General features: G+C 43.4%; 20 protein-coding genes. 4 read left to right on the top strand and 16 right to left on the bottom strand.

Annotated features, from left to right (window positions below; genetic code table 11):
* Window positions 1-17: 17 nt before the first annotated feature.
* Window positions 18-1586 carry a methyl-accepting chemotaxis protein gene (locus tag AACQ42_RS04745; RefSeq protein WP_176429500.1) on the top strand — a complete coding sequence of 523 codons (1569 nt, stop codon included), beginning with the start codon at window positions 18-20 and terminating at the stop codon, window positions 1584-1586.
* A 117-nt stretch (window positions 1587-1703) separates the two neighbouring features.
* Here AACQ42_RS04745 and AACQ42_RS04750 read toward each other — a convergent pair whose 3' ends face one another.
* The 7 genes from AACQ42_RS04750 to AACQ42_RS04780 all read right to left on the bottom strand — a co-directional run bounded on the left by AACQ42_RS04750 (window position 1704) and on the right by AACQ42_RS04780 (window position 10485).
* Window positions 1704-2540, bottom strand: coding sequence for an arginase family protein (locus AACQ42_RS04750; protein ID WP_094165670.1), 837 nt, complete (start codon window positions 2538-2540; stop codon window positions 1704-1706).
* Window positions 2541-2546: 6 nt separating this feature from the next.
* On the bottom strand, window positions 2547-3281 hold the full coding sequence (locus AACQ42_RS04755; RefSeq protein ID WP_010316838.1) for an IclR family transcriptional regulator: 735 nt from the start codon (window positions 3279-3281) through the stop codon (window positions 2547-2549).
* Between the two features lie 161 nt (window positions 3282-3442).
* Window positions 3443-5329, bottom strand: coding sequence for a methyl-accepting chemotaxis protein (locus tag AACQ42_RS04760; protein ID WP_094123611.1), 1887 nt, complete (start codon window positions 5327-5329; stop codon window positions 3443-3445).
* 326 nt (window positions 5330-5655) lie between these two features.
* A complete protein-coding gene (locus tag AACQ42_RS04765; protein WP_094165671.1) occupies window positions 5656-6510 on the bottom strand; it encodes a hypothetical protein in 855 nt (284 codons plus the stop codon).
* Window positions 6510-7373 carry an ABC transporter ATP-binding protein gene (locus AACQ42_RS04770; protein WP_017043561.1) on the bottom strand — a complete coding sequence of 288 codons (864 nt, stop codon included), beginning with the start codon at window positions 7371-7373 and terminating at the stop codon, window positions 6510-6512. The genes AACQ42_RS04765 and AACQ42_RS04770 overlap by 1 nt, the downstream gene beginning before the upstream one ends.
* A complete protein-coding gene (locus tag AACQ42_RS04775) occupies window positions 7370-7741 on the bottom strand; it encodes a GntR family transcriptional regulator (RefSeq protein ID WP_026028428.1) in 372 nt (123 codons plus the stop codon). The genes AACQ42_RS04770 and AACQ42_RS04775 overlap by 4 nt, the downstream gene beginning before the upstream one ends.
* A 194-nt stretch (window positions 7742-7935) precedes the next feature.
* Window positions 7936-10485 carry a glycosyl hydrolase family 18 protein gene (locus AACQ42_RS04780; protein WP_094165672.1) on the bottom strand — a complete coding sequence of 850 codons (2550 nt, stop codon included), beginning with the start codon at window positions 10483-10485 and terminating at the stop codon, window positions 7936-7938.
* 474 nt (window positions 10486-10959) lie between these two features.
* Here AACQ42_RS04780 and AACQ42_RS04785 point away from each other — a divergent pair, with 474 nt between their 5' ends.
* Window positions 10960-11583, top strand: coding sequence for a DUF2057 family protein (locus tag AACQ42_RS04785; protein WP_026027524.1), 624 nt, complete (start codon window positions 10960-10962; stop codon window positions 11581-11583).
* 64 nt (window positions 11584-11647) lie between these two features.
* Here AACQ42_RS04785 and AACQ42_RS04790 read toward each other — a convergent pair whose 3' ends face one another.
* From AACQ42_RS04790 to AACQ42_RS04800, 3 genes are all read right to left on the bottom strand, one after another.
* Window positions 11648-13033, bottom strand: a complete 1386-nt coding sequence (locus AACQ42_RS04790; RefSeq protein ID WP_017045011.1) for an SLC13 family permease — start codon at window positions 13031-13033, stop codon at window positions 11648-11650.
* Window positions 13034-13228: 195 nt separating this feature from the next.
* Window positions 13229-14086, bottom strand: coding sequence for an alpha/beta fold hydrolase (locus AACQ42_RS04795; protein WP_094165673.1), 858 nt, complete (start codon window positions 14084-14086; stop codon window positions 13229-13231).
* Window positions 14087-14234: 148 nt separating this feature from the next.
* Window positions 14235-14843 carry a TetR/AcrR family transcriptional regulator gene (locus AACQ42_RS04800; protein ID WP_013868315.1) on the bottom strand — a complete coding sequence of 203 codons (609 nt, stop codon included), beginning with the start codon at window positions 14841-14843 and terminating at the stop codon, window positions 14235-14237.
* A 126-nt stretch (window positions 14844-14969) separates the two neighbouring features.
* Here AACQ42_RS04800 and AACQ42_RS04805 point away from each other — a divergent pair, with 126 nt between their 5' ends.
* Complete coding sequence (locus AACQ42_RS04805) at window positions 14970-15926, top strand: AEC family transporter (protein ID WP_013868314.1); 957 nt, start codon at window positions 14970-14972, stop codon at window positions 15924-15926.
* Between the two features lie 57 nt (window positions 15927-15983).
* On the opposite strand, the gene AACQ42_RS04810 is transcribed toward AACQ42_RS04805, so the two are convergent.
* The gene (locus tag AACQ42_RS04810) at window positions 15984-16733 is read right to left on the bottom strand and encodes a substrate-binding periplasmic protein (protein ID WP_088733110.1); all 750 of its coding nucleotides are present in this window, start codon (window positions 16731-16733) and stop codon (window positions 15984-15986) included.
* Between the two features lie 172 nt (window positions 16734-16905).
* Here AACQ42_RS04810 and AACQ42_RS04815 point away from each other — a divergent pair, with 172 nt between their 5' ends.
* On the top strand, window positions 16906-17538 hold the full coding sequence (locus AACQ42_RS04815) for an START domain-containing protein (protein WP_094165674.1): 633 nt from the start codon (window positions 16906-16908) through the stop codon (window positions 17536-17538).
* Between the two features lie 5 nt (window positions 17539-17543).
* On the opposite strand, the gene AACQ42_RS04820 is transcribed toward AACQ42_RS04815, so the two are convergent.
* From AACQ42_RS04820 to AACQ42_RS04840, 5 genes are all read right to left on the bottom strand, one after another.
* Window positions 17544-17939 carry an MAPEG family protein gene (locus tag AACQ42_RS04820; protein ID WP_017043566.1) on the bottom strand — a complete coding sequence of 132 codons (396 nt, stop codon included), beginning with the start codon at window positions 17937-17939 and terminating at the stop codon, window positions 17544-17546.
* Window positions 17940-18015: 76 nt separating this feature from the next.
* On the bottom strand, window positions 18016-18756 hold the full coding sequence (locus AACQ42_RS04825; RefSeq protein WP_094165675.1) for a DUF2931 family protein: 741 nt from the start codon (window positions 18754-18756) through the stop codon (window positions 18016-18018).
* Window position 18757: 1 nt separating this feature from the next.
* Window positions 18758-20890 carry a phospholipase effector Tle1 domain-containing protein gene (locus AACQ42_RS04830; RefSeq protein ID WP_094165676.1) on the bottom strand — a complete coding sequence of 711 codons (2133 nt, stop codon included), beginning with the start codon at window positions 20888-20890 and terminating at the stop codon, window positions 18758-18760.
* The gene (locus tag AACQ42_RS04835; RefSeq protein WP_094165677.1) at window positions 20887-21684 is read right to left on the bottom strand and encodes a DUF4123 domain-containing protein; all 798 of its coding nucleotides are present in this window, start codon (window positions 21682-21684) and stop codon (window positions 20887-20889) included. Before AACQ42_RS04835 ends, AACQ42_RS04830 begins: the two co-directional genes overlap by 4 nt.
* A gap of 24 nt (window positions 21685-21708) precedes the next feature.
* The coding region (locus AACQ42_RS04840; protein ID WP_303396286.1) for an actin cross-linking domain-containing toxin at window positions 21709-23913 on the bottom strand (2205 nt) is incomplete at its 5' end.

Below are 23913 nucleotides of genomic sequence, written 5' to 3' on the forward strand. Positions count from 1 at the left end.
GATCAGGATTACTCTATATGAGACTTAGTATTAGTCGGTTGGTAGTGGCAAGTGCGTCGCTACTTAGCGTTGTATCGCTGATTGCTATTTCCTATGCTCTATGGTCGAAAAGTGCCACAGTGATGTACTCGCTGAGCGCTCAAACTTATCAACAAATGGCGGCTTCTCTAGCTGAAAACGTCGCCACTTCGGTGCGCTTTAACAAAGTAGAGAGCTTGGAAGAGCGGGTTAAAGTCGCTGTCGATAGCAGCAATAAAGAACTCAAACATATAGCGGTTTTCCTTGCAGATGGATCTTTATTCTATCAATTAAATGAGAAGTCCGTATCTCCTAGCGGAGTCAATATAAAAAATGCGCTGACCCAAGCATCAACCAACGCCATTATTATTGAACAAAGCACACAACACGTGATCATCATCAACCCATTAACGTCGGGCAAGGAAGCAAAATTGGTGGGTTACTTAGTTACTCAGTGGCAATTTGACAAGGTCAATGCCATTTCCAAGGAACTGGGGCTATGGGCCATTTCAATTGGCATAACCTTCGTGTTGATTACTTTTATTGGCTTGTTTTTTATTTTGAGGAGCGCTCTACTGCATCCTTTAAATCAGCTGAAAAACTTATGTGAATCATTGGCTTCTGGTCGGTGTGACCTCAAGCAACGAATTCCATTTAACAAAGATAACGAGTTAGGTGACCTTGCCACAGCAATCAATATGTTCATTGAAAAAGTGGAACACACCTTCCACCCTATTGAACAAAACATCTGCGATGTCACTGATGTTACGAAAGCTGTTGAACGACAAGTGAAGCAGCTAGAACACAATATCAATGGTCAGCAGCGGGAAATTGCGCAATCAGTACAAATTGGTGAAGGTGCTCGGCAAAGCATTGCGTCAGTCACCGAGAATATCAATACTGCGTCGCTGTCTTTACAACAAGCCGTTATTTCTGGGCAAGAAAGTCAACAACAACTTAAACATGCATTAAGTGAAAATAAAAACCTAGCAGAAAAGTCACAAGTAACAGCAAAAACCGCTGAGAGCCTAAATGCCCAGGTTGAAAAAGTCACCGATATCTTACAGATCATCCGTACGATCGCTGATCAAACAAACCTGCTTGCGCTCAATGCGGCCATTGAAGCGGCTCGCGCGGGTGAGAATGGTCGCGGTTTCGCCGTCGTGGCAGACGAAGTGCGTAACCTAGCGGAAAAAACATCCTCTTCAACCAACCAAGTGGAAGAGATCCTTACCGTGCTTAGTAACTTTTCGAAAGACTTGATCGGCTACATGGGGGAAAGTGTCAATGCATCAATGAGTTGCGTTGAAGCTATTGAAAGTAGTAACGAGTTAGTCAGCCAAGCGATCAAGGATGTTAATCAAGCGAATAACGCCAACCACTTAGCGGTCAATTCATCTGATGAGCAACTGTCACATGTTGAAGATTTGCTAACGCAACTGAGCAATCTTAATCAACATTCACTCGAACTACTTAATGACAGCAAAGTGATGAGCGATTGTAGTAAAGAGCTCTTCCAGAAAGCACAAGCCACTTCATTATCACTCAGCAAGTTTAGTGCTCATTAACCTAATACTAAAAACCGAACAACACACTTAGCATACTTCAAATAGTTGAGTTCCATAAAACAAAAACCCCAGACAACTGGGGGTTTTTGTTTGGTATATATGAGAATCAATATGTCACTACGCAGCGTGGATCACATCTGGTGATAAAGCACATAGCTCATCTAAAATTTCTTTGGTCTGCTTAGAATAAATCAATTTATCCTTCGCCCCCACCAGTTGGATAAGCTTTACCTTGCCCGAAAGCGCACATTGCCTTAACGTTCTTAGTACCATTTGGTTATCTAACGCGTTGTTCTCATCAACCCCCACTCCCGGAACTAAAGAGGCTAAATCAATCGTCACGATCAGTTGATCACAATGCTCTATGTAGTGACCTAATTGGCTTTTTAGTTGATTACGATGACGAAAACCACACTCATTCAGCGTTAACCAATCACAGTCTAAATCTTCTGCATACTCCCACACTTGGTTGGATTGATGCATTTCATCAATTCCAATACAAAATAGGCGCGTATTGTTATAGCGAGAGAGTGCAAAATGAAATGCAGAGCCAACTTGTAGGTCCAGCGTTTGTTTCAGCTCAAAATGATGTCCGATACTCACAATACCAACTTCGTCATTCTCAAAAGCCATCACTGGTAATGCATTGAGCAGCATTTCGTGACAATTCGCTAGCACGACGGGCACTGAGCTCAGTGCTAATTGATGACTCAAGGTATCTTGAAAACGGGTGGCATTTTTATCTTTGACGACTATATGTCCCGCATCAGAGTAACAAGGCGTGGATTGACTCTGATAGAGCCAATCTGATGCAAATTCAAGGCTCTGCTGAGCAAATTCAAACTCTACTTGAGACATTGGCTTTATCTGTTCACAGAGTGTCATGAACGTGAATGGATAAGCGGGTTGGCTCTGTGTACGACTCATACGGTAGCGTTTGAATAAACTTAGCATTATGAATTACCTTTCTGGTGGCAACGCTCTTGCTGCCTGTAATACATGTAAAATGATCCGCTGCTTGTTGGTTTCAACACGATGGGCTGGAGCCATCACTGAAATTGCGCCGATCAACTTACTCCCTTTCATTACGGGGGCACTAATTCCGGAAACGCCAGGATCAATTTCTGACGTGCTCACGGCGTACCCATTACGACGTATTTTTTCCAACTCTGTCTGCCATTTTTCCATTTGGTGGTCTTCACCAAAATAACGAAGAATTTTTTCACAGCGCGGAGCGGGTAAATACGCCAACATCACTTTAGATGAGGCACCTCGAAGCAGGGGTTGACTTTGACCCTGGACGAAGCTGCATCGAAGTGCCTGCATACTTTCTTTTTGGCTAACGCACAAGGCTCGGTATCCCACCGGAACCATGTATGCCGCCATTTCGCCTGTCTGTTTCTGTAATCGACTTAACACCGCATCGACTGCATCTAAATTGTGTTGACTCGTTTCATAACTGCGCATTAAAAGTAGAGCCGCCGAACCGATGATCAACGTTTTGTCGTGTGGGCTCTCTTCGATCAAGTTCCACTCTTTCAAAATCTTCAGATGTCGGTACAAACTACTCAGCGGAACTTGCAATTGTTCGCTCAAGGTTTTCGCTGATACTGGCTCTTCATTTACCGCCACTTGCATCAATAATTGCAGTGACTTTTCATTAACTTGGCTGGCCGATAATTTCGTTTCGTTCATGTTTTCTTTTTAGCCTCATTTATTCCACGCCTCAACTATGATTCTTATATATCGAGAATTTAAGATTAATAACAGACTTACTTTCTCATTAAGTGAGAAAACATAACAATCTGATCAAAAAAAGGCTCCGCAGAGCCTTTTGAACAAAAAAGAAACAACCGTTACGCTAATTTAAATGTCGCTACTTTTGCACTCAACTCTTCCGCTTGCTGCTTGAGTTCATTGGATTGGCTCAAGCTATCTTCTGCACCAATGACCAGTTGCTCCGTCACATCCTTGATAGAAGTAACATTTTGTGTAATTTCACTAGTCACATGCGTTTGCTCTTCGGCTGCCGTCGCAATTTGCGTCGCCATATCACTGATCAAGGCAACCGCTGCTTTAATTTCTTCAAGCGCACCGGATGCTTTATCGGCATCTTCCACTGAGTTCTCAGCGAGCGTTGAGCTGCTTTGCATCAACGATACCGCACGTTTAGTGGTTTCTTGCAGGGTATCAATGGTTGATTTTATCTCTTCGGTAGAAGTATGGGTGCGCTGAGAAAGCACACGGACTTCGTCTGCTACCACTGCGAAACCTCGGCCTTGCTCACCGGCTCGCGCAGCTTCAATAGCCGCATTCAGCGCAAGTAAGTTGGTTTGTTCTGCAATGCCTTGAATGGTTGCCAGTACGGTCGAAATCTCTTGCGCGTGTTGGTTTAGTGCGGCAATCACTCCACTGGCCTCACTCACTGATTTTGCCAAGTTATTGATCGAGCCTTTGGTATGAATCACCAAGGCATGTCCATTGTTGGTGCTGGTTGCCGAGTCTTGCGCTGCTCTTGCCGTTTGCTCTGCGTGAGAGGCTATCTCTTGCGTTGCCGACGCCATTTCAGTAACCGCAGTAGCGACCATCACAATTTCTTGCTGCTGGTGACTAAGCTCTGATGCCGATTGATTAGCGCGATGCGCGCCATGTTCTGATTGCGCTTCCAGTTGATGAGACTGGTGACGAATATGGCCAATAAGTTGTTGTAAGCTCTCCACAAAGGTATTGAAATTATTGGCTAGTTCGCCAACTTCATCACTATTTTCAACCTTAATGCGTTGCGTTAAATCGCCACTACCGTTTGCAATTTGTGCCAACGCTTGAGAAACATTATTCAAAGGACGGAACAAAATATTACACAATAAGTTGAACAGCAGAGTACAGAGTATGACCACAACGGCAGTAACAATGAGCTGGCTGAAGGTAGCTTCAGATAAAGGTGCGATGAGCGAATCGTGATTGATGACCACAACAGTACTGAGATTCGTTCCGTTGATGCTTCGAGCGTAGAGAACATACTCCTCACCTCGAATATCCACCAATAAATCGCTGCTTTTCGCAATCGCTTGGCGGATATCAGCGAAATTTAAACCCAGATCAGAAACACTTTTATTGAGCAGCTTAGTATCACTATGGGTAAAAATATTGCCTTTATCGTTAGCAATAAACATATATCCCTCACCCGGCAAAATAACTTGCTTCATGCTGTTGAGGATGTCAGTAATTTCTACGTCGGCGCCTAAAACGACTTGTTGGCCATTTAAATTCAGTGCCTTACCTAATGAAACCACATTAGCGCCCGTTGCCGCAGCAACGGTTGGGTTATCCATAAACACTTTTGATGGGTTTGCTTTAGCGTTTGTATACCAGCCCCATTTGCGCGGATCATCGTTCCCCGGCGGCAAGATGACACCATTAGCGTTGTTTTGCGAACCGTCGGGGTAAGCAAGAAATACGTTGTCAAACGCTGCAGAATCTCGAACTTGTTTTAAATGTGTCACGATGGCTTGTTTCTCGGCATCTTGCGACAGCGAGGTTAAAGCACGCTCTTTCGACAGTAACCAGTCCGTCACATACTGGTTATAAGAAGCGGTGGTACTTTGTAATCGTTGTTCAACATCAATATCTAATCGCTCCAGTGCAGCTCGATACGACAATGCTTCAACGAGTAATCCCCCAAGAATAATGGCAGCGCTGGCTGAAATCGCCAGTTTATTTTTTAACGACATTTTTTTAAACATAGGTAGACCTATTTGTAATAGTAATTTAACTCAAACCGATAGAATTCTCGATCAATTGGACATTATAATTTCAAGCCTCGAAATAAAACTTGAAGCGGTCCACGTCTTTGTCATTGCTCACAAAGGACTACAAAATAGCATAGTGCATTTAACACATTTATATCATGTTAGTCAGAGAGTTGATTACTCATCACTTTGGAACTAACTTCTAATTTTGAGTGAATTTTTCTGGTCTAACCTTTTCTATCCTCATCATAGTAACCGCAGGAAGTAGGCGAAAAAAAAGAGAACAAACGCTCTCTTTTGGATTAAGCTTAACCAGAAACTTATCGGGTCAACAGTGACTTCAATGAAAGTTCATCAGTACTATAGAGCTTGTGGCTAATCCAGTAACTGGCGATACCAATCATGATATACACAAATAAATTACCCCAACCAGCACCTTCGAAAGCCGTGAACATGTTTGAAGAAGTCATTAACTGCAACGGCAAGTTGAAAATCGCGTGGTAAAACTCCCCTACAATGTCAGAATTCAGCATAACAATCGAGATCCATTTAAGCGCGAAACCGCCCACGAACATCACAAGGATCGGCGAATTAAATATCTGTGAAATAACTAAAGTAAAGCAGGCTAATGGCAGCATCGTCACAGCAATCACCCACATGATATTGAGGTAATTCAACCAGTGTTGAACGGCATATCCTAGAGAACGTTGTTCAAATAATAGGGCTAAACGGTTTTCTGTCGCTAAGTTAAGCCCCCACAGCAGAACGTCCGCACAAATGACTAACACGGAACAGACCACAGGGATTGCAAATAAGCCAAACCCCAGTTTCACTATGTGGGTCATATTGTTCGTCACTGGCATGCTGCGCCAGAACATAGAGCTTCCCTCTTTACGCTCCTTGCGGAATGTTCTGGGGAAATAGAGTGAACTGAGCATTAGCGAAATAAAACCAACAAGCATGATGATAAATGTGTTGAAATCATCCACAAATTCAATATGGACATCACTGATGTCGCCACCAGATTCCATCTCCAAAAACAAGTTATGCAGTGTATTGTTCATTAACAAACTGATGAACAATAGGGTTCCGCATACCAATAGAAACAAAGGAATACGCGTAACATTTTTGTTTTCAATCAGCTCTTTTTCAAGCATATAAATACTGGGGTGCATTATGCGTTCTCCTTCTGCAAGGCAAGAAATAGTTCAGCAAGTTTTACACTGTAAATAGAACCAAGCCCTTCAACGGCTTGACGGTGTTCTGAAGTCAACAACCACTTTGTTGTTCCCAAGCTTGGCTGAGATGCCAAAGGACGATAGGTTTGGATAACGTCTTGATGTGCGTTACTGGCCTCTAGAACAAAATACCCTTGTGTAATCACCTCCATTGAGTCTTGCAGCACGACCTTACCTTGCTTCAAGATCAGCACATCCGTTAGCAAATGTTCAATTTCCGATACTTCATGACTAGCAATAATCAAGGCACGCTCACCATCATGGAACCATTCTAGTAAGTGACGATAGAAGGTATCACGGTAGATTAGGTCCAAACCAAGAGTTGGCTCATCCAAAATCAGCACTTTGGTATCGGTGGCAATCACAATGGCTAAATGCAGTTGTACTTTCATCCCTTTTGATAAAGTACGAATTTTACTTGATAAACGAATGTTGGTTTGTGCAAGGACTTGCGTGGCCTTGTCTAACGAGAAACTGGGATGCACGCCTGACGTATAACGCAAAATTTGTTTAACCGTCATCCAATCTGGCAACACATTGACGTCTGAAATGTAGGAAAGATGCGCCATCACTTGCGCATGTTCCGTAATCGGATTTAAGCCTTGGATCAAAATGTCACCTTGATAATGGTGAGCACCGAGTAACGACTTAATTAAGGTCGACTTGCCCGCACCATTATGTCCGAGCAAACCGAGCACCTGTCCTGCGTAGAGCTTAAAGCTCACATTCTGCAGAGCTTCCGACTCGGCATGCTTTGCGTACTGTTTAGATACACCGTTGACTTCGACTAATGGATTCATTGGTCACCTTCAATATGCTGTTGTAGTTGGTTGATAAAATCCTCAAGCGGCATCGCCAATAGCTTGAGTGTTTGTGCAATTTCTGGGATCTGTTGCTCTAAAAAGTGCTGCTTTTGTTTCGCCTGTAATTGCGCTAGCGCTCCTTTCGCGACATACATACCTTGACCTCGTCTTTTTTCAACAATGCCTTCGTCAACAAGCAGTTGATAGCCTTTCATGACAGTTAAGTGATTGATTTTCATATCTGCCGAAACGGTTCTTACCGAAGGCAACGCACTATCTTCTAGCCAAATACCTTGTAGGATCTGCTCGGTAATTTTGTCGGCTAGCTGACGGAATATGGGTTGGTTATCTTGCCAATCTGTCACAATTTCATACCGATATAGTGTTATACACATATATAACACTAAAGCAAAAATATTGAATTGCAAGTGATGAATGAAAAAACACAGAAAGACGCACAAAAAAAGCCTCGCACTGGAGCGAGGCTTGAAGTGATGTTTTGCAATAAAAAGCTTATTAAACCCGTTAGCTTATTAAAGCAGTTGGTTTATTAAGGCAATCAGTTTGTTGAACAACTCGCAGGACCAATCTCTTTCCATACTCCCCACACACCAGTAGTCGATGGGTTTTCGCCAGTTGTCCACCACTTGGCTTCCCATACTTTACCAGCCCAAGAAACTTGTTGACCGCCAGTATAAACCGCTGATTTATCCCATAAGTTGCTGCAAGTGTCACCACCACCAGAATCTTTCTTAGCCACGATAACCGATGCACTTGCAGAGGCCGCCGCTTTACCATCACTGACAGTGACAGTGAAGCTTAGCGTGGTGTCTTGTGTATACTCAGGAGCAACAAACGAAACACTCGCACCTTGAATGATTGCATTTAGGCCTGCAGGTACATCCCACACAAAAGTTAAGGTGTCTTGATCGACGTCACTTGAAGCGGAAGCGTCCACTACCACAACCTCACCAGCACTGGCATTGCTTGGCGCAGTCATCACCGCCACTGGTGGCGTGTTCACAGGCTCAGTTGCTTTAGGTTTGACCGTTACAGTCACAACATCAGAAGCCGTTGCGCCTTTGTTATCTGTGACCGTCAACTTGAACGTCAGCGTTTGTACTTGTGCCACTTCGGCCGCGTCAAAACTGGCTTGTGCAGAATTAGCGTTTACTAAGCTCACTGCTGTGCCCGTCGTTTGCTGCCACACGTAACTGACAATAGTGCCATCACTGTCTTTTGATGCACCGCCATCAAGAACAACACTCACCGGACCAACCACCGATTGATCAACACCTGCATTTGCAGTGGGCACGCGGTTCGCGGGGGGTGTAGTACCTCCTCCTGCTAAGCTTTCATGCATCGCATTTAGAATGTCACCATTATCAGCGTCAATCTCCCAAGAGAACAACCCGGCCAAACCAAGGTTTCGAGCATAGGCGCCCTTGGCTTTGATTGAACGGTTATCGTCAAAAGTAACCAGTTGGCCCGTTGTACGATTCCAAACCCAAGGTGCTTCAGCTTGTTCATCGTATCCATATTCAAAGCCATTAATACCGGTATTATTAGCCCCTAACATGAATGATTTGATGCCTTTATAGTCAATCACACCCGCTTCCCACACGCCTTGCGCGGAAGTGCCTTTCAATTTTCCGTTACCTACCCCTGTCATCGGATCGGTTGGATCACTTAATGAAGCCGGCATTACCCCTTCCCAGCCACGGCCATACATGGCCGTACCTAAGACTAACTTATTAGCAGGGACACCCTGTGCTAGCAGTAACTGGATACCGTTATCCGCCGTATAAGCTGGGCCTTTATAAGGTTCGCCCTTTTCATCCACTCCTTTCCCATCACACTGACCAGGGCGCATGAATGATCCGCAGTAAAGCGCGGTTTGGTGGCCTAATACGTTATTCCAACCGCCATAAAAGTCATAAGTCATGGCAAAGATGTAATCCATATATTGAATGGCTTCGCCATAATTAACATCTTCAATCTTGTCATGACCAACACCAATTGCTGACGTGAGCTCATAAGTACGACCAGTTTCCGATTGCAATTCATCAAGCATGGCACGCAGTTCACGCATTAACGCAATGTACGCAGGGCCATCATTGACTGGGTCACCGCGATCCGCTGCTTGACCACCTCCTCCAGGATATTCCCAGTCGATATCAACACCGTCGTAGAATTTCCAAGTGGTTAGGAATTTCTTCACTGAAGCAACAAAAGTATCGCGATTGGCCTTGTTGGTAAAATCAAAAAATGGGTCAGAGAGTGTCCAACCACCAATAGAAGGAAGGATCTTGAGGTCTGGATTACGCTGTTTGAGCGCCATCAACATGGCATAGTTGCCCTTGATCGGAGAGCTGTATTGGTGACCCGCTTGCGGGAAACTCTTTTGATAGGCCGCCCAAGGGTCATGGATCACCACTTCGTAATCATTCACCCCATTACATGCGGTCATCAACGCGTTGTAGCTGTTTCCACCAACGGATTTCAATGATTCGTTAGGGCCACAAATTGGAATGAAGCCGTATAGAATATGCGTCAGATTATCAGCCGGGATGTTATCTACCGTATATTTTCGGTCATAGATGCCCCACTCAACAAAGTAGGTTCCAACCACCGTATCTTTATCGGTCGTGTAAGTCTTGTTATTGGGATCAATATTCATCACCAAAGGTTTGAGATGTGAGCCATCGGTATCGGCAATTGTTATCTCAACGGGTGCACTTTTGCTGCAACCTGTCGCGTCGCAAGCTTCGATTGTCATTTGGTAAACACCACCTTGTGCATAACTGAAGTTTGCGGTGGTTTGGCTGCCAGTGATTGGGCCTGTCGCGACCTGTGCGCCATCAAAATAGATTTTATACGTGTTGCCTGTTGTACCACTCCATTGGTTAAACTTAACGGCAATCGGCGCTTGATCATAATATTTGACCATTTGGTTATAACCAGCCGTGCTTTCCATGGCTAATTCAACTTTAGAAAACTGTAGATTATTCGACCCATAGACATCGACGCTAGGGGTTGCTGGTGCTGCCATTGCCGTGCCCGAAAGAGCCATTGCAATACTTGCGGCGCACAAAGTAATACGATTCATACCTATATCTCTCATTTCTGAATGTTTCACTTACATTTAAGCAAGCTGCTCTTCTGATAAGGCATTGAAGAACATCCATTTCAGTATTTACAAGACTTATTTTTTTTAGCAAAAAAATAAAAACGCTTTTCGAGTCATCGTTAAAATTTTGTTATGGGGATTCACCGTGTTACATCTTAAAAGCAATTCTGAGTCAGGAATTCAGAATTTTGACAAAGCAAAGCAGGTAAGTTTAATTTTTTACGCTAATTAAGGCCTTTGAAGAAGACTGAATGGCATAATTTAAAATTAAGAGAATGACATTATCACGTGACTAACGATCTGATAATATTGACGAATGCATGACGCATGCCTCGCACTAAAGATGTTACATTTCAATGAAAATTAGTCACTTATGCCGTTGAGAACTTGCTTTTACAACCAACTATCGGCAACCTCTACTCTATTGCTTGCAAGGATAAAATAATGAACCTAATTAAACCGGCTTTATGTACATTAACCATGATCTTTAGTGCCTCTGTATTGGCTAATATCACTCTTGAAATTCCAGACACCATTAACTTATTAGCGGTGAATGGTCAGAAGCCCGAAACTTCTGGCAGCCTATTTTCCTCAGCGAAAAGCCTTGAGCTGGCCGATGGTGAACAACAAATCGTCTTCAAATACGCGCCTTATTTTACGCAAGGGAATGATCGCGTGATTATCGAAAGCGATGCAGTCATTGCCACATTCACCGCAAAGGATGCAAAACTGAATTTTGCCATGCCTGAATACCGTGATGCACATCGAGCAGAGAAAGAGATTAAAACAATGCAATGGTCACTGATTGACCAAGCAGGCCAAACACTAGAGATAAAGCAAGATCGCCTTCTTAAAGAAGGGTATCAAGTAGGCCGTGACTATATCCGTGAAGCAAATGACTATAATCGCGCAGGGGGTATTGCAGCTATTGGAATGACGGATGTTGCTATGCTGCAAAATGAACTAGCTCAGTCAGGAAATGTACAAAACGCCGCCGAAGAAATGCTGCATTTTTGGTACAACAAGGCTGATGAGAAAACGAAAGCACGCTTTAAAGAATTCGTTAACCAACAGTAATAACATCTCAATATGAGCTCTCTGAATTGAGAGCTCATTAGTATTGAAGTAGTTTGTGCTTAGCTTACCAGAACAGCATCGCAATCATGGTCAGCAAGCCAATACAAGCAATATTTAGCATCATACCCACTCGCATCATCTCACTTTGCTTAATGTGTCCAGAGGCAAACACTATCGCATTGGGTGGCGTCGCAACGGGCAACATAAATGCACAAGAAGCCGCAATAGCAATCAATACAGATAGAATCACGGGTGAGATACCAAAGGCTTCAGCAACACTGGCAAACACCGGAATAAGCAGCGCTGCACTGGCTGTATTACTCGCGAATTCCGTTAGGAACACCACGAAAACAGCAATCACGAATACAATAAAGAACAGACCTAAATGAGAGATCAGGGCACTTAGTTCATTGGCTAGGAAAACGCTGGTTCCCGTTTGCTTAAGTACGTTGCTCAAGCAAATGCCGCCACCAAACAGCAGTAATACCCCCCAATCTGCCGTTTTTTCTACATCTTTCCAGTGCACCACTCGGGCAAAATTGACCAAAACAATCGCACCCAGCGCAACCAGAGTATCAAAGCTCGCAAAACCACCCAGCATGGCATTGACTGGTTTGCTAAATATCCAACAAAAAACCGTTAATGCGAAAATACCAAGCGTGACGACTTTACCTTTATCCCAAGTAACAGGTTCATAATTGAGCTCGAACTCTCCATTAAGATCCGGTTTTAATGCGAAATATAAAATAGTAATCGCAATGGGCAGCATAATCGCCGCCGTTGGAGCACCAAATTTCATCCAATCTGTAAATGAAAGACCAACCTCAGCCGCGGCAATCGCGTTAGGAGGGCTTCCTACGATGGTTGCAATACCACCAATGCTGGCGCTGTAAGCAATACCTAACAGCACAAAAACATAGGTCGAATGACCACGGTCTTTATCCACTTTGCTGAGCACTCCAAGCACAAGCGGTAGCATCATCGCAGCGGTGGCGGTGTTACTGATCCACATTGAAAGCGCGGCAGTCACACCAAACAACATGAATACCGCAACGCTCATTTTCCCGCGCGCCATGATAAGAACTTTATCGGCAATAACTTTATCCAGCCCCTGCCGATGCATAGCAGCAGCCAATGCGAATCCACCTAAAAATAGGAAGATAATCGAGTTAGCAAAGTTATTGAGCGCCGTTTGGGTGTTAAAAACACCAAAAACGATGGCCATGATAGGTACAAGAATGGCCGTGACTGTGACGTGTAAAGCTTCCGTTAACCACAGCACAGCAATAAATGCCAGCATACTAATGCCCAAAGCGACATTAGTATCAACAGGTAAGGCATTGTACAGGACAAAAAACAGGACAATATCGGCTAGGATGATAAGGCTGTTGCGGTTAAAAAACCATTCTCGGGTGTTGGAGGGTAAAGGGACACTATCGTTTCTATTCATTATTATTTTTCCTTATGAGGGCCTACTGGCAACAATATGATCACACATATTCAAACAAGGAGATAATAATTATTGCGAAATTGTTAACCTTATCAAGACTATGGTTAACAATTTAACACTTTGAAATAAATGGAAAACTATTGGTTAAATTACGCCCATCCAATTACGGCTTCAAATTAACTTAAAACGAACACCTTAGCATGGTATTCCTGCCAACAAATCAAATCCGGACTTAACTTGTTCACCTTTCATCACACGTCCATGTCCTTGGTTTTGGGTGGTAATAAGTGACACTTTCTCGATTTCTTCTGCCGCTCGCTTTGAAACAGAATATTTGGTGAACTTGTCATTCTCATCGTGAACAATGACGCTGCGAGATTGACGCTGAGCAAGCTTATGGTAAGGATCGATAGATTGAATGGGATAACGATATTGATCGGCAACTTCCGCAACAACGGCCTCAAATAAGCGCATCGAATAGCCAGACCTTGCCACACTGCTGAATAAGTTATCCAAATAATCCAGCACGGGCGCAACCAATAGCATGGGACAATGCTCAATTTTATGATGTCGGCACTCTAATGCGGCGGCCGTCCCCATACTGTGTCCAACGATACCAGCAACATTGTCAATACTATCGAGTATCGCTTCCAACCCTCCAACAAACGCAGGAATGTGACCATACACGCCCTCGCTTTGACCATGTGCTGGGTGATCATAAGCTAATGCCGTATAACCACGTGCCGCAATATGCTCCATCAGTGGGTAAAACTGACTTGCCGTGCCAGACCAACCATGAGTCAATAACCAAATGGGACCACTTCCGAGTTGATAAGTCGTCAGAGCCCCTTCAACGCACATTACACGGCCAGTTTTCAGGCCAATTGGCGGCTGGTTTTGAGGCTTACTTCTTGCCGGAGTCAACAATATATTTCGTGCAAATTTTTGGGCATGTGACGGTGCGAGCGTGTGATGAAGACGAGTGCTCATATTGACCAATGTACGTTTCACACTGAATGTGTTTGAGGTGCTGAAATAGATTTTTTCACTCACTGAGTTGCCCTTCCTCTCGATAAAATAGAACGTTCGTACTATTTCTAATTAAAAAATTTTGATTTTGTTAACAATTTGATTTAGTTAAATAAAAGTGCATTTTCGCTGTTGCAGGCTCGTTCTTCTCGCTGTGAAAAGCGAGAATTAGCTAACATTGCTGCTTCACTATATTTCGCCATCGAGACATTAAATCGCCCACGCCTTTCCAAAAATGTTGATAACTTTCCATTTGGCCGTAGATCGAGTAGAACAAATGAGCACTTAAATAGAGTCCATACAACTCATAAGCAGCCTGCTTTACATCCAATTTCGGATGAAACTGTGCGCTATCAACCCCTTTTTGAATTTGAATTTGCAAGTAATGAATCCAAGTCGCGATGGTTTTTTTAAGTACTTTTTGAATTGCACAATCACAAGTTGCGGCATCTTTCCACGCATCTAAAAACATACAACTGCCTTGGAATGAATGATTCCAACCTAACCAGTGCTCTAACAGCACTCGCAATTTAGCTTCGATATTCTCGTCGCCAATCAGGCGAGCCGGTGTAATAACACGCTCAGTAAACACAGAATGGGCATGCTCTAATACTGCAATTTGCAAATTTTCTTTAGCATTAAAATGCGCAAACAAACCACTTTTTGATAAACCGCACTGTTTTGCCAACTCACCGATAGTGAGGCTTTCCAAACCGTTTTCACTGGCTAATTCGAATGCTTTGTTCAGTACATTTTCTCTTGTAATTCTACCTTTGCTCATATTATGCCGACTCTCACTTCATACCATGCTATTTTTAGCACGTTCGTTCTTTTTTGCAAATTTGATTTTGCAAAATGAGGAACTGTGGAAGAATAGCAACACTATGAGCAACTTCAATGGATTGATATGACAACGATTATCGAACAACTTTTGTTTTCGGCCTCAATTACAGGGCCTATCTGTTTGATGTTAGTACTGGGCGTTGTACTGAAGCGAACGGGGGTTATCAACGACAATTTCATCGATGTCGCGTCACGAATCGTATTCCAAGTCACCTTACCAGCCATGCTATTTCTTAGCATCGTCAAATCACAGCACGATTTTTCTTCCAGTGCAGCACTGATTGGCTATGGACTACTCGCTAATTTCCTATTTTTTCTTTTCACGACTTTTTTCACCAAAAAAGCGTTCCCACAACATCTGGATCACGGCGTGATCATCCAAGGCGGGTTTCGTGCGAATACCGCTATTATCGCTTTGGCTTATGTCGCAAATACTTATGGCGAACCTGGGCTAGCATTAGCGGCGATGTACGTTGCCGCAACCACTATCCTTTATAATATTCAAGCGGTGATAACACTCACGCCAAAAGGGGAAAGTTCAGGGCTCAAAGCCGCTGGAGTGATTGCCAAAACACTCACCAAAAACCCACTGATTATTGGTATTCTGCTCGGCGTTTTATGCTATTCCTTATCCCTTCCAATCCCGAAAATGGTTACTGATGCTGGCCAATATTTTGCCAATATGACACTACCATTAGCACTACTGTGTACTGGCGGCTCACTCAATATAGGTTCACTCAGAAGCGACAAAGCACCGGCTTGGTTTGCCACTGCCCATAAGCTGATTCTCGCCCCGATATTGATCACATCGGGTGCGTTACTTTTTGGCTTTCGCGGGTTAGATCTCGGGCTAGTCTTTTTGATGAGTGCATCCCCTACCGCTGCGGCCAGTTATGTTATGGCTAGAGCTATGGGAGGAAATGCAACCTTAGCGGCCAACATCATTGCATTGACGACCGTATTTTCACTGTTTACTTGTACACTAGGCATCTTCCTGCTCGCGTCTCTGAACTTAATCTAACCGCCTTTTAATTCACTGCGGAAAGGTAAGAAGGAAGGGCCATTCAAAAAAAGCGAATCATTCCATCATGGAGACATCACTTTCTTTCAGTCCATGATTAAATAGCGTCAACAGTTGTTCACTTCGTTCACCCATTTTAGGGAACAACAGATAGTTATTATTGATGAGAAAAGGTTTGGGATGGTGCGTGATCATTTCTCGCCATTGCGGTAAGTATTTATCCAGAGTGTAATAACCGATATGAATTTCTTCTGGCATGAGATCAATCCGCTTTTTCGCCAGCCGTTCGAAGTTCTGTTTTGGATCATTGACTCGAGACATTTTTATTTGCTGCGTCTCTAACAATCTGTCTAACTCGGCACCATAGCTGTAGGCAATGCCACCTCCTAAATGTAACCCCTTAAGATCATAGAGGCTTTCCCAGTGAAAGTCGGTTTCTTTATGGTGAAAAAACACGAAGCGTTCATCGCTCACCGCTTCGCTATAATAAAAATCTACCGTTCGCTCTTGGTTAAACATCCAAATAGCAGTTGCATCATAACGTCCAGCTTTGGCTTCGGCGTATGCTCTCGCCCATGGGAAAAAATGAAACTCAACTTCGTAGCCAGCATCCTTAAATACTTTACGGATGATCTCAGCAACAAAACCATTATTTTCAAGGTGTTGACCAATAAACGGCGGCCATTCACCAGCACTAATACGAATAATATGACCATTGTGTATTGAGGATGGCGCTGCCCATGCGGGGATAGAAATCCATGATAGGATGAGACAGAGCCAAACCTCATACCATCTTAAAGATTTCATTGCCGTACCTGAACATTGAGCAAACTTTTAAGTAACATAACAAAAACTAATAAAACAAAACGTATACATAATATATTTATGTTTTTATGCTAGTGCAGTTCTTAAACCCACTTTTTGTAACCAACACGACAAAAATAAGGCCACGTACTACAACATCAATGAGGAAAGAACCATGATGAAATGGATAGTTGGTTTAAGCCTACTATTTAGCAATGTTGCTAGTTTGGCAGCGACTTCGGTCGATTGGTTACAGGTAAAATCAGAAGACGGCATTACGATCTACTCGCGACACCATAGCGATGGCTTAGTCCAAATACGGGCGCAAATGTTCGTACCCACCAGCTATTTCGCTTTTATGCGGCTATTAGATGACAGTGAACATGTACCAAACTGGATAGATAACGTGAGTAATAGCCGTGTGCTGCAAAAAATTTCAGATACCGAGAATATTGTTTACACCCAATTCTCGGCACCATGGCCAGCTAAAAACAGAGATATGGTGACTTATTCAAAATTTGAGATGCTACCTAATGGTTTAAGTTTAGACATAGTGGATGCCCTAAATTACTTGCCTGAACAACCGGGATACATCCGTATCACTCAAGTCAACGCACATTGGACGCTGCAAAAACTGACTAATGGTATGACTCACATCGATTATATTGCCTTCGCTAATCCAGGAGGTGCGCTACCTAACTGGTTAGTGAACAAACTGTCCACTGACAGTGCCTTTACCACATTTAAAGGCTTGCGCCGAGAATTGGCCACTTATCAAGATAAACTTCACCCTACCGTGAATGAATAGCATTCTTAACCCAATACTTGGCCAAAAGGAAGGTAAATAATATTCAGCACGATCAAGATAACCATCGCACTGAACGTTAGCTTCATACCACGAATCCGCCCTTTAAGTTGATCACTTAAAATCGCTCTGGCATGTAAAATTCGGCCAACGATAAACGTAATACCCACCCCGTGGATCCACCATACGCTGGCACCATTAAACTCCAATAACCCCATTAGGATTAAAGTAATAGGAATGTATTCTGCGGCATTTCCTTGCGCGCTGCGAGCTAATTGCAGTGCTGGTACTCCACCATCGGCATATCTCACTTGGTTAGCCCGACGCTGTTTAATAACGTTAATCGCTAGCCACAAAAATAATATTGAAAGTATCGATGCATATAGAGCAGTAACCATGGTCATTCCTTTTCAAGTCAGCAGTGCCTCTATAGTAGTGCATCAAACACGTTCAGATCACTACTCTGATTCAAAGCAATCTCTAGTGCTGAAGTGGCTTAATCTCCTGAGCCGAGTACACCTTATCCACTTTATCCCAAGGAATCGGGTCAATTGATACACCTGCGTCTTTTGCGCGTTGGTGAATACGCCCTAAATAAGAAGCCTCTTTATATGTGTCAGCTGTAAAACCGTTGCTATCACGATCCATGACTTTATCTGGTGCTAATTCTGCTAGATATACGGTCTCGCCACAACCTCTTAGCCAAACTTTGGCTTGCCCATTTGGCAATAACCCAAATACAAAGTCCGTGCGATAGCAGGGATTGACAACAAAACCATTAGCTCGAGTATAGCTGTCTTGTTTTGCCATAAGTTGCTTTATAGACTCTGGCACAATATATTTCGTGACATAAAATTGAGTATTTACTAGCGAAACCCAATATAAATAAACACTATCTGGCAAGTGATTCGTACCACCTATTTGGTATCGACTTGTTATACTTATGGCATGAAGAGGAAGACCAAAACCATCATAGTTAGGCAGCTTTTTACGCGCGTTACTTAACTCACTATTACTAAAAGATTGCGGTGTAAAACTATGCAGCAATGATGTCCAATTTTCATTTTCATTTACCCCATACGCCTGAGTAACTTTAACAGGGTAAAAAGAGGGCATAACAACACCCACTCGCCATTTATCTCTTGGTATATATGTTGCACTAGAGGCGCAAGAACTCAGCAAGCACAAAGATAAAATGATAAGTATTGCTTTAATATTCAACTTATTTTCCTTTCTCACATGAGTAGCTAGACCGTTTATAGCAGCCTTGACTTTCGTCCCAAAGCGGTTTGAGTGCAAAACTATCATCCGAAGAATGATGAAATAAGTTTAACTGCATCAACTCTTGTTTACGTTTTGCATCAAACTCACTCTCTAACTTGGCATATTGCCCTTGCTTCGCCATATCCAGTACTTTTTGATTTAATGCCTTAAAATTAGCAGCTAAACTATTATTCGATTGTGCAGGAAAGTCCATGACTCTATAAGAACCACGATCTGGGTCTTGCCATAAAAAACCATTATCATCAGTTATTGGTACCCCGTGAAACTCAGCTAAACCATACATCAATCTGAGGTATAAACGGGAGAGCTCTCCTTCCACTTTGCGCTGTATATAAAGGCGACCAACCACTCTTCCGCCCTCTTTTTTACTATGATTGATAAATTCAATTTCTGGCTCTGTGTAATCACTCTCCTGCCAACCAGTGGCTAAATCACGCTGTTTATACTCAGCCAGCTTTCTTCTCACGTATTGCTCGGCGCGATCCTTATCCCAGCGGTCAGAGAAAGAGCGACTCGCACGCTTCACCAACTTCTTCTCTAAGATCGGCAAGAGATAATCACTATTGTTGTAGTTTAGGCGTGAATGGTAACCACCACCAATATCGGAATGGGCTCCGGGAAGAACAAATTCATGAAAATGCGCAGCCGAATCCACAGAGTTAAGATGGTTAAGGCTGAAGTTATAGCGGCACTCAATACTAGGATCGGCGGTTAAGTGAACAGCACGCCGAATGCGCTGAGGATCAATCCATAACCTCACATCACCGTTATCATGATGAGTTGAAAAATCAAAAGAGAGTAGGTCAACCACAGAAGCTACGGTATCAAACAGGCCTGCAAAAGTAATCTCACAGTTGGCTTTAGCCTCATCTGCTTCATCCCAATCAAACCCATACGCCAAGGGAACGCCACTTTTTTGGCACGCCTTGCTAAACGCTTGAGCAAACTCGCCCTGCTCGCCATCCAAAACCACATTGATGAAGTGTCTTGCCGCGGCAGCTCCACGGCTAAAACCAAACACATCGAACTGAATTTTATTTATTCCATCAACATCATCTCCTAACTGAGCAAAGATTTGACTTACAACCATATGCATATTATCCGATAGTTGCTTTACGCCAGTTGTTACTTTTGCTGTGACTCCATACTGACCTATCCCTAACCCTTGCCCAAACGTAGATTCATCAGCGGGTTCAATGTTTTTACTATTACCAGTGCCAATACCAGTGACATACTCAGCATGTGTAAAAACATTTAGGTCGCTGAGATATTTATCTTGTGAGTATAATTCAAACAACTTCTGTACATTAGTTAGCTCATTAGTAGCGCTGCCTGCCACTGTCTCTACTTCGCCTTCATCATTTTTAAATAAAGAGATAAAAAAATTGTCTTTTTTAGGATAATCAAAACACTCGCTCGATAAGTGAGTAGCAGGAATGTCGTTTTTAAGCCGCCCTGTTTTTCTGGAAATAATGTCGCAGTCAACGTTGTATTTCATTTTCCATGTTTGATAGTAATTCTCTAACTGAGTTTTCCCCCACTGCGCACTGTAGCTATTATTGGCCGTACCATCAAAAAATATACCTACACGTAAGGTAATAAAGTTAAATCCTCTCACTTTAAGGACATAACTTTTATCTGTCAGTAAATTACAAGCATCCGCTTGGCCTTTTTGGTGTCTTACGGGTAGAGCTTGTTCTGGCGTTAATTCGGTTAGATCGCCACTGGTTACATTTAGAAAACTAGCACTATTACCTAAATGGCCTTGGTATTGCTTGGCAAAATCCAAAGTAGGATCGGCTTCATTATTGGGTGTTCTCAGTTTGCCCTGAGACTCTCTTAACCATTGTTCAGCATCGAGAGTGAGCGTCACCGGGCCGGGGGCAAGCGTTTTAAGCAAGATAGGTGCTTCACCTAATACGACGGGAAATTTATGCTTTGCAGAGTCAGTGATAGTGCCAGTGATGCCTTCAAATGGCTTATTGAACTCATCACGGATGATAATTTCAATCCAATGCGTTCGATTTTCACACGGCGCACAAAAAGGGCTAACTCCTGTTGTACTTCTCATTGCCAGCTCTCCTTAATGGCCTTTAACTCTTTCAATTCATCCAATGTTAAATGTAAAGGATGGGATAAATCATCAAGCGCGGTATCGGTTGCAGTGACGAGCGCAACTAACGCATGCTGCTCTGCGACCTCATAGCTATTTTGCTTTTCTAATGCTGATTGCAAGGCTGATAATATCGTCTGCTGCGGTGATTCTAAGCGTTGTAAAAGATGCGGCAGTAGCTCCCACCAACGTCTTTCTAAGGAATTGGCATGAACATTTACGTTGTACAAAGGCGCTAGGTGGTGAGGTAACATCTTCCACCAAGTCCCGTGACGAAGCACAAATTCACTGCATGAGGTATTACTGAAGGTAATGAGAGCGTCTTCTTTATGGTGATCAATCGCCACCAATTGGTTGATGTTGCCTAAAAAGTGATTCACCTCAGTTTCATCCATCGCTCGTAGTATGGGAATAATCACATCACGATCATAAAAGCGAAACATCACTTCTTCGCCATCAAGTGAAGCTATCAATAAGCTTTGTAAATGATCGAGCATTACTTCAGTACGGGTTGAACTGGTTAGAAATAGACCTTGCTGCAAAATCTCGACTGGCAGGTTTAACACTTTCCCAGATACTGGAACGAGCCACGGAGATAAGCCCATTACTGAAGAAAAAGTATCTCCATGAAATAGTACGGCCATGTTTTCGAAACTCATACCGCCGTTTTCAAGCATCGCATGCTTGATTGTCTTATATCCAACAAGCCAATACACAGATCCGCTTTGTTGCGTTACCCATTGATTAATCATCATTACATCCCTGTATTTTGATGGTTATTGGCTAGTAATGCATTGCCATTCTTGTGGTTTTTCCGCCTTGACCCATTCAGCTTTATGATTAGCTGAAGCGCTTTTTTTCGCATTTTTGACTGGAGGCATGTTTATACTCTGCCGATAGTTTTGGTACCAGAGATCAAATTGATCGCCACTATTTTGGATAACATCGTCAACTTGATTATTGACTAATGTACGTTTTTTACCCTCAAATGCATCGAGTAGCTTGGTGTCTGTTTTTGCAGTAGATTCCACCTTGGGTAAATAACCTTGCAGCGCGTTTGGAACCGTTCGAAACTCAAAAAGTATCGCTGGTTGTGGGCTTTTAGGATCACCGATGGTGGCGTTATTGATGCCATGCCCAGCTACTTCTCCACCATTTTGAAAGTATTGAAATACATTAACGGCGAGATCATTTGAACACACCGAATAAAGTTCTGGAGTTATTTTGCTACGCACGACTCGAGAATCCTTAGCACTTAATACCTCTAACATTTTCGAAGGCTTAGTTCTTGGTAATATCTCCCAAGCATTTTTCACTTTAGGGTCCGTTAAACCATTAGCATTAGGTGTAATGCCTTCTGATTCTGGCTGCCACTCGTTGATATAAATACCAAATTTTTTCGACAACTCAGCGGTTTTAATATAGATGGACGTTAAGTAAGCAAATACTGAGGAAGCCGTTTCTTCATCATCCAACCGCTCATCGCGAGTTAATGACAAAAACTTATCCTTGAGTGATTTTTTATACCAAGGGGCTAATTCAAGTAACCGAAGCTCTGCATTAGCGCCCGTTCCAAATAATTTAGCGCTAACTCCAACTGTAACCTGCTGCCCACTCGGGGTCATCGAGATTGTTTGACCTTGGTAATCGGCAGCGACACCATTTCCAGCAGCGATAATATGATTCACGTTCGAGATTTCTAGAATAAACTGACCATCATCACTACTCGTAGCCGCAAGCGTTTGATGGTTAAACTGGCTAATGTGCGATGTGAAATACTTCGCTAACCAAAGCATACCTGCTTTACGATCCTCGACGGCTTTTTCATCATCCATTGCACAAGGGTAAGTAATAAGCTCAATTGTATGAGTTTGCCACCCTGTATAATCTCGACCATTTTTAAGATGCGGCGGGCAATGATAACTGCCTTGATTCATATCTTTGGTCAACATGAATAGCGCTTCGCCTTTTGCATTTTTTACATAACCAAATTTTTGTGATGAATTGGCAGGCATCGCGACAATCAAACCACTCAGCTCATTCTCGATACCGATTGAGGAAGTCGGGAAATGAGTACCAAACTCCGGAGCAGGCTTAGTTGTATTTCGAACACGAGCATCTGATGCTAAATTCGTTGCTTGTACCGGCACTGGTTGCGGTGGTGCTAATGGCGGAGGTGGAGGCGGTGGGGGACTCACTAACCCTTGAGTTTGCTCTAAAGGACAAACTCTTACTGCAGGGATACTTGCCTCTTCAGCTTGCAATAGCGCTTGGTAAAGAATGGTTTGAGGTGGCGCGGGGGATTTTTGCAGTTCAAGCTCACCAGGTAATAACGGTAGATCACCACTAAAACCACTACCACTGCCCGCACTTCCGCCTGAGTTTAAATTAACGCCCGCCCCAGAAAGATGGACACCAGCAGGATCAACTTTGACAAAACTGCCACCGGCTGTCACGGTAATTTCTGACCCTGCTTCGATCACCACTTTTTGTCCAGCTTTGATGTGGATTTCATCTCCACTTTCATTAGTCCAAACTTGCCCTGATTTTACGTGCAAGGAACCATCGACCATTAATATACAGCTACCCTTAACCGATTCGCGGCTTTCGCCCTCCACTGTGAGGTGGTGGTTATGTTTAACGTGCGTGAATTGGTCATTATCCACCGTGAGGTGCTGGTCGTGCTTGATGTGCGTCGTGGCGTCATTGAGAACCAAGGCATCTAAGTCTTTTTGCGCGTGTAGGTAGATTTTCTCTTGCGCCGCTTGGTCTTCAAAACTCAGCTCGTTAAACCCTTCTCCTTGGTGCGTTTCACTGCGCAGCACGGTTTTGGTTTTGTTATCCGGCAGTGTGTACGGCGCTTTGTTGGTGGCATGGTAGGTACGGCCTGTCACTATCGGTTGGTCTGGGTCGCCGTTGAGAAACGAGACGATGACTTCATGACCAATGCGCGGAATGGCTATCATGCCGTATTGGCTGCC

Source organism: Vibrio sp. V12_P9A6T4 (assembly GCF_963874835.1).
Classification (GTDB): Bacteria; Pseudomonadota; Gammaproteobacteria; order Enterobacterales; family Vibrionaceae; genus Vibrio; species Vibrio anguillarum.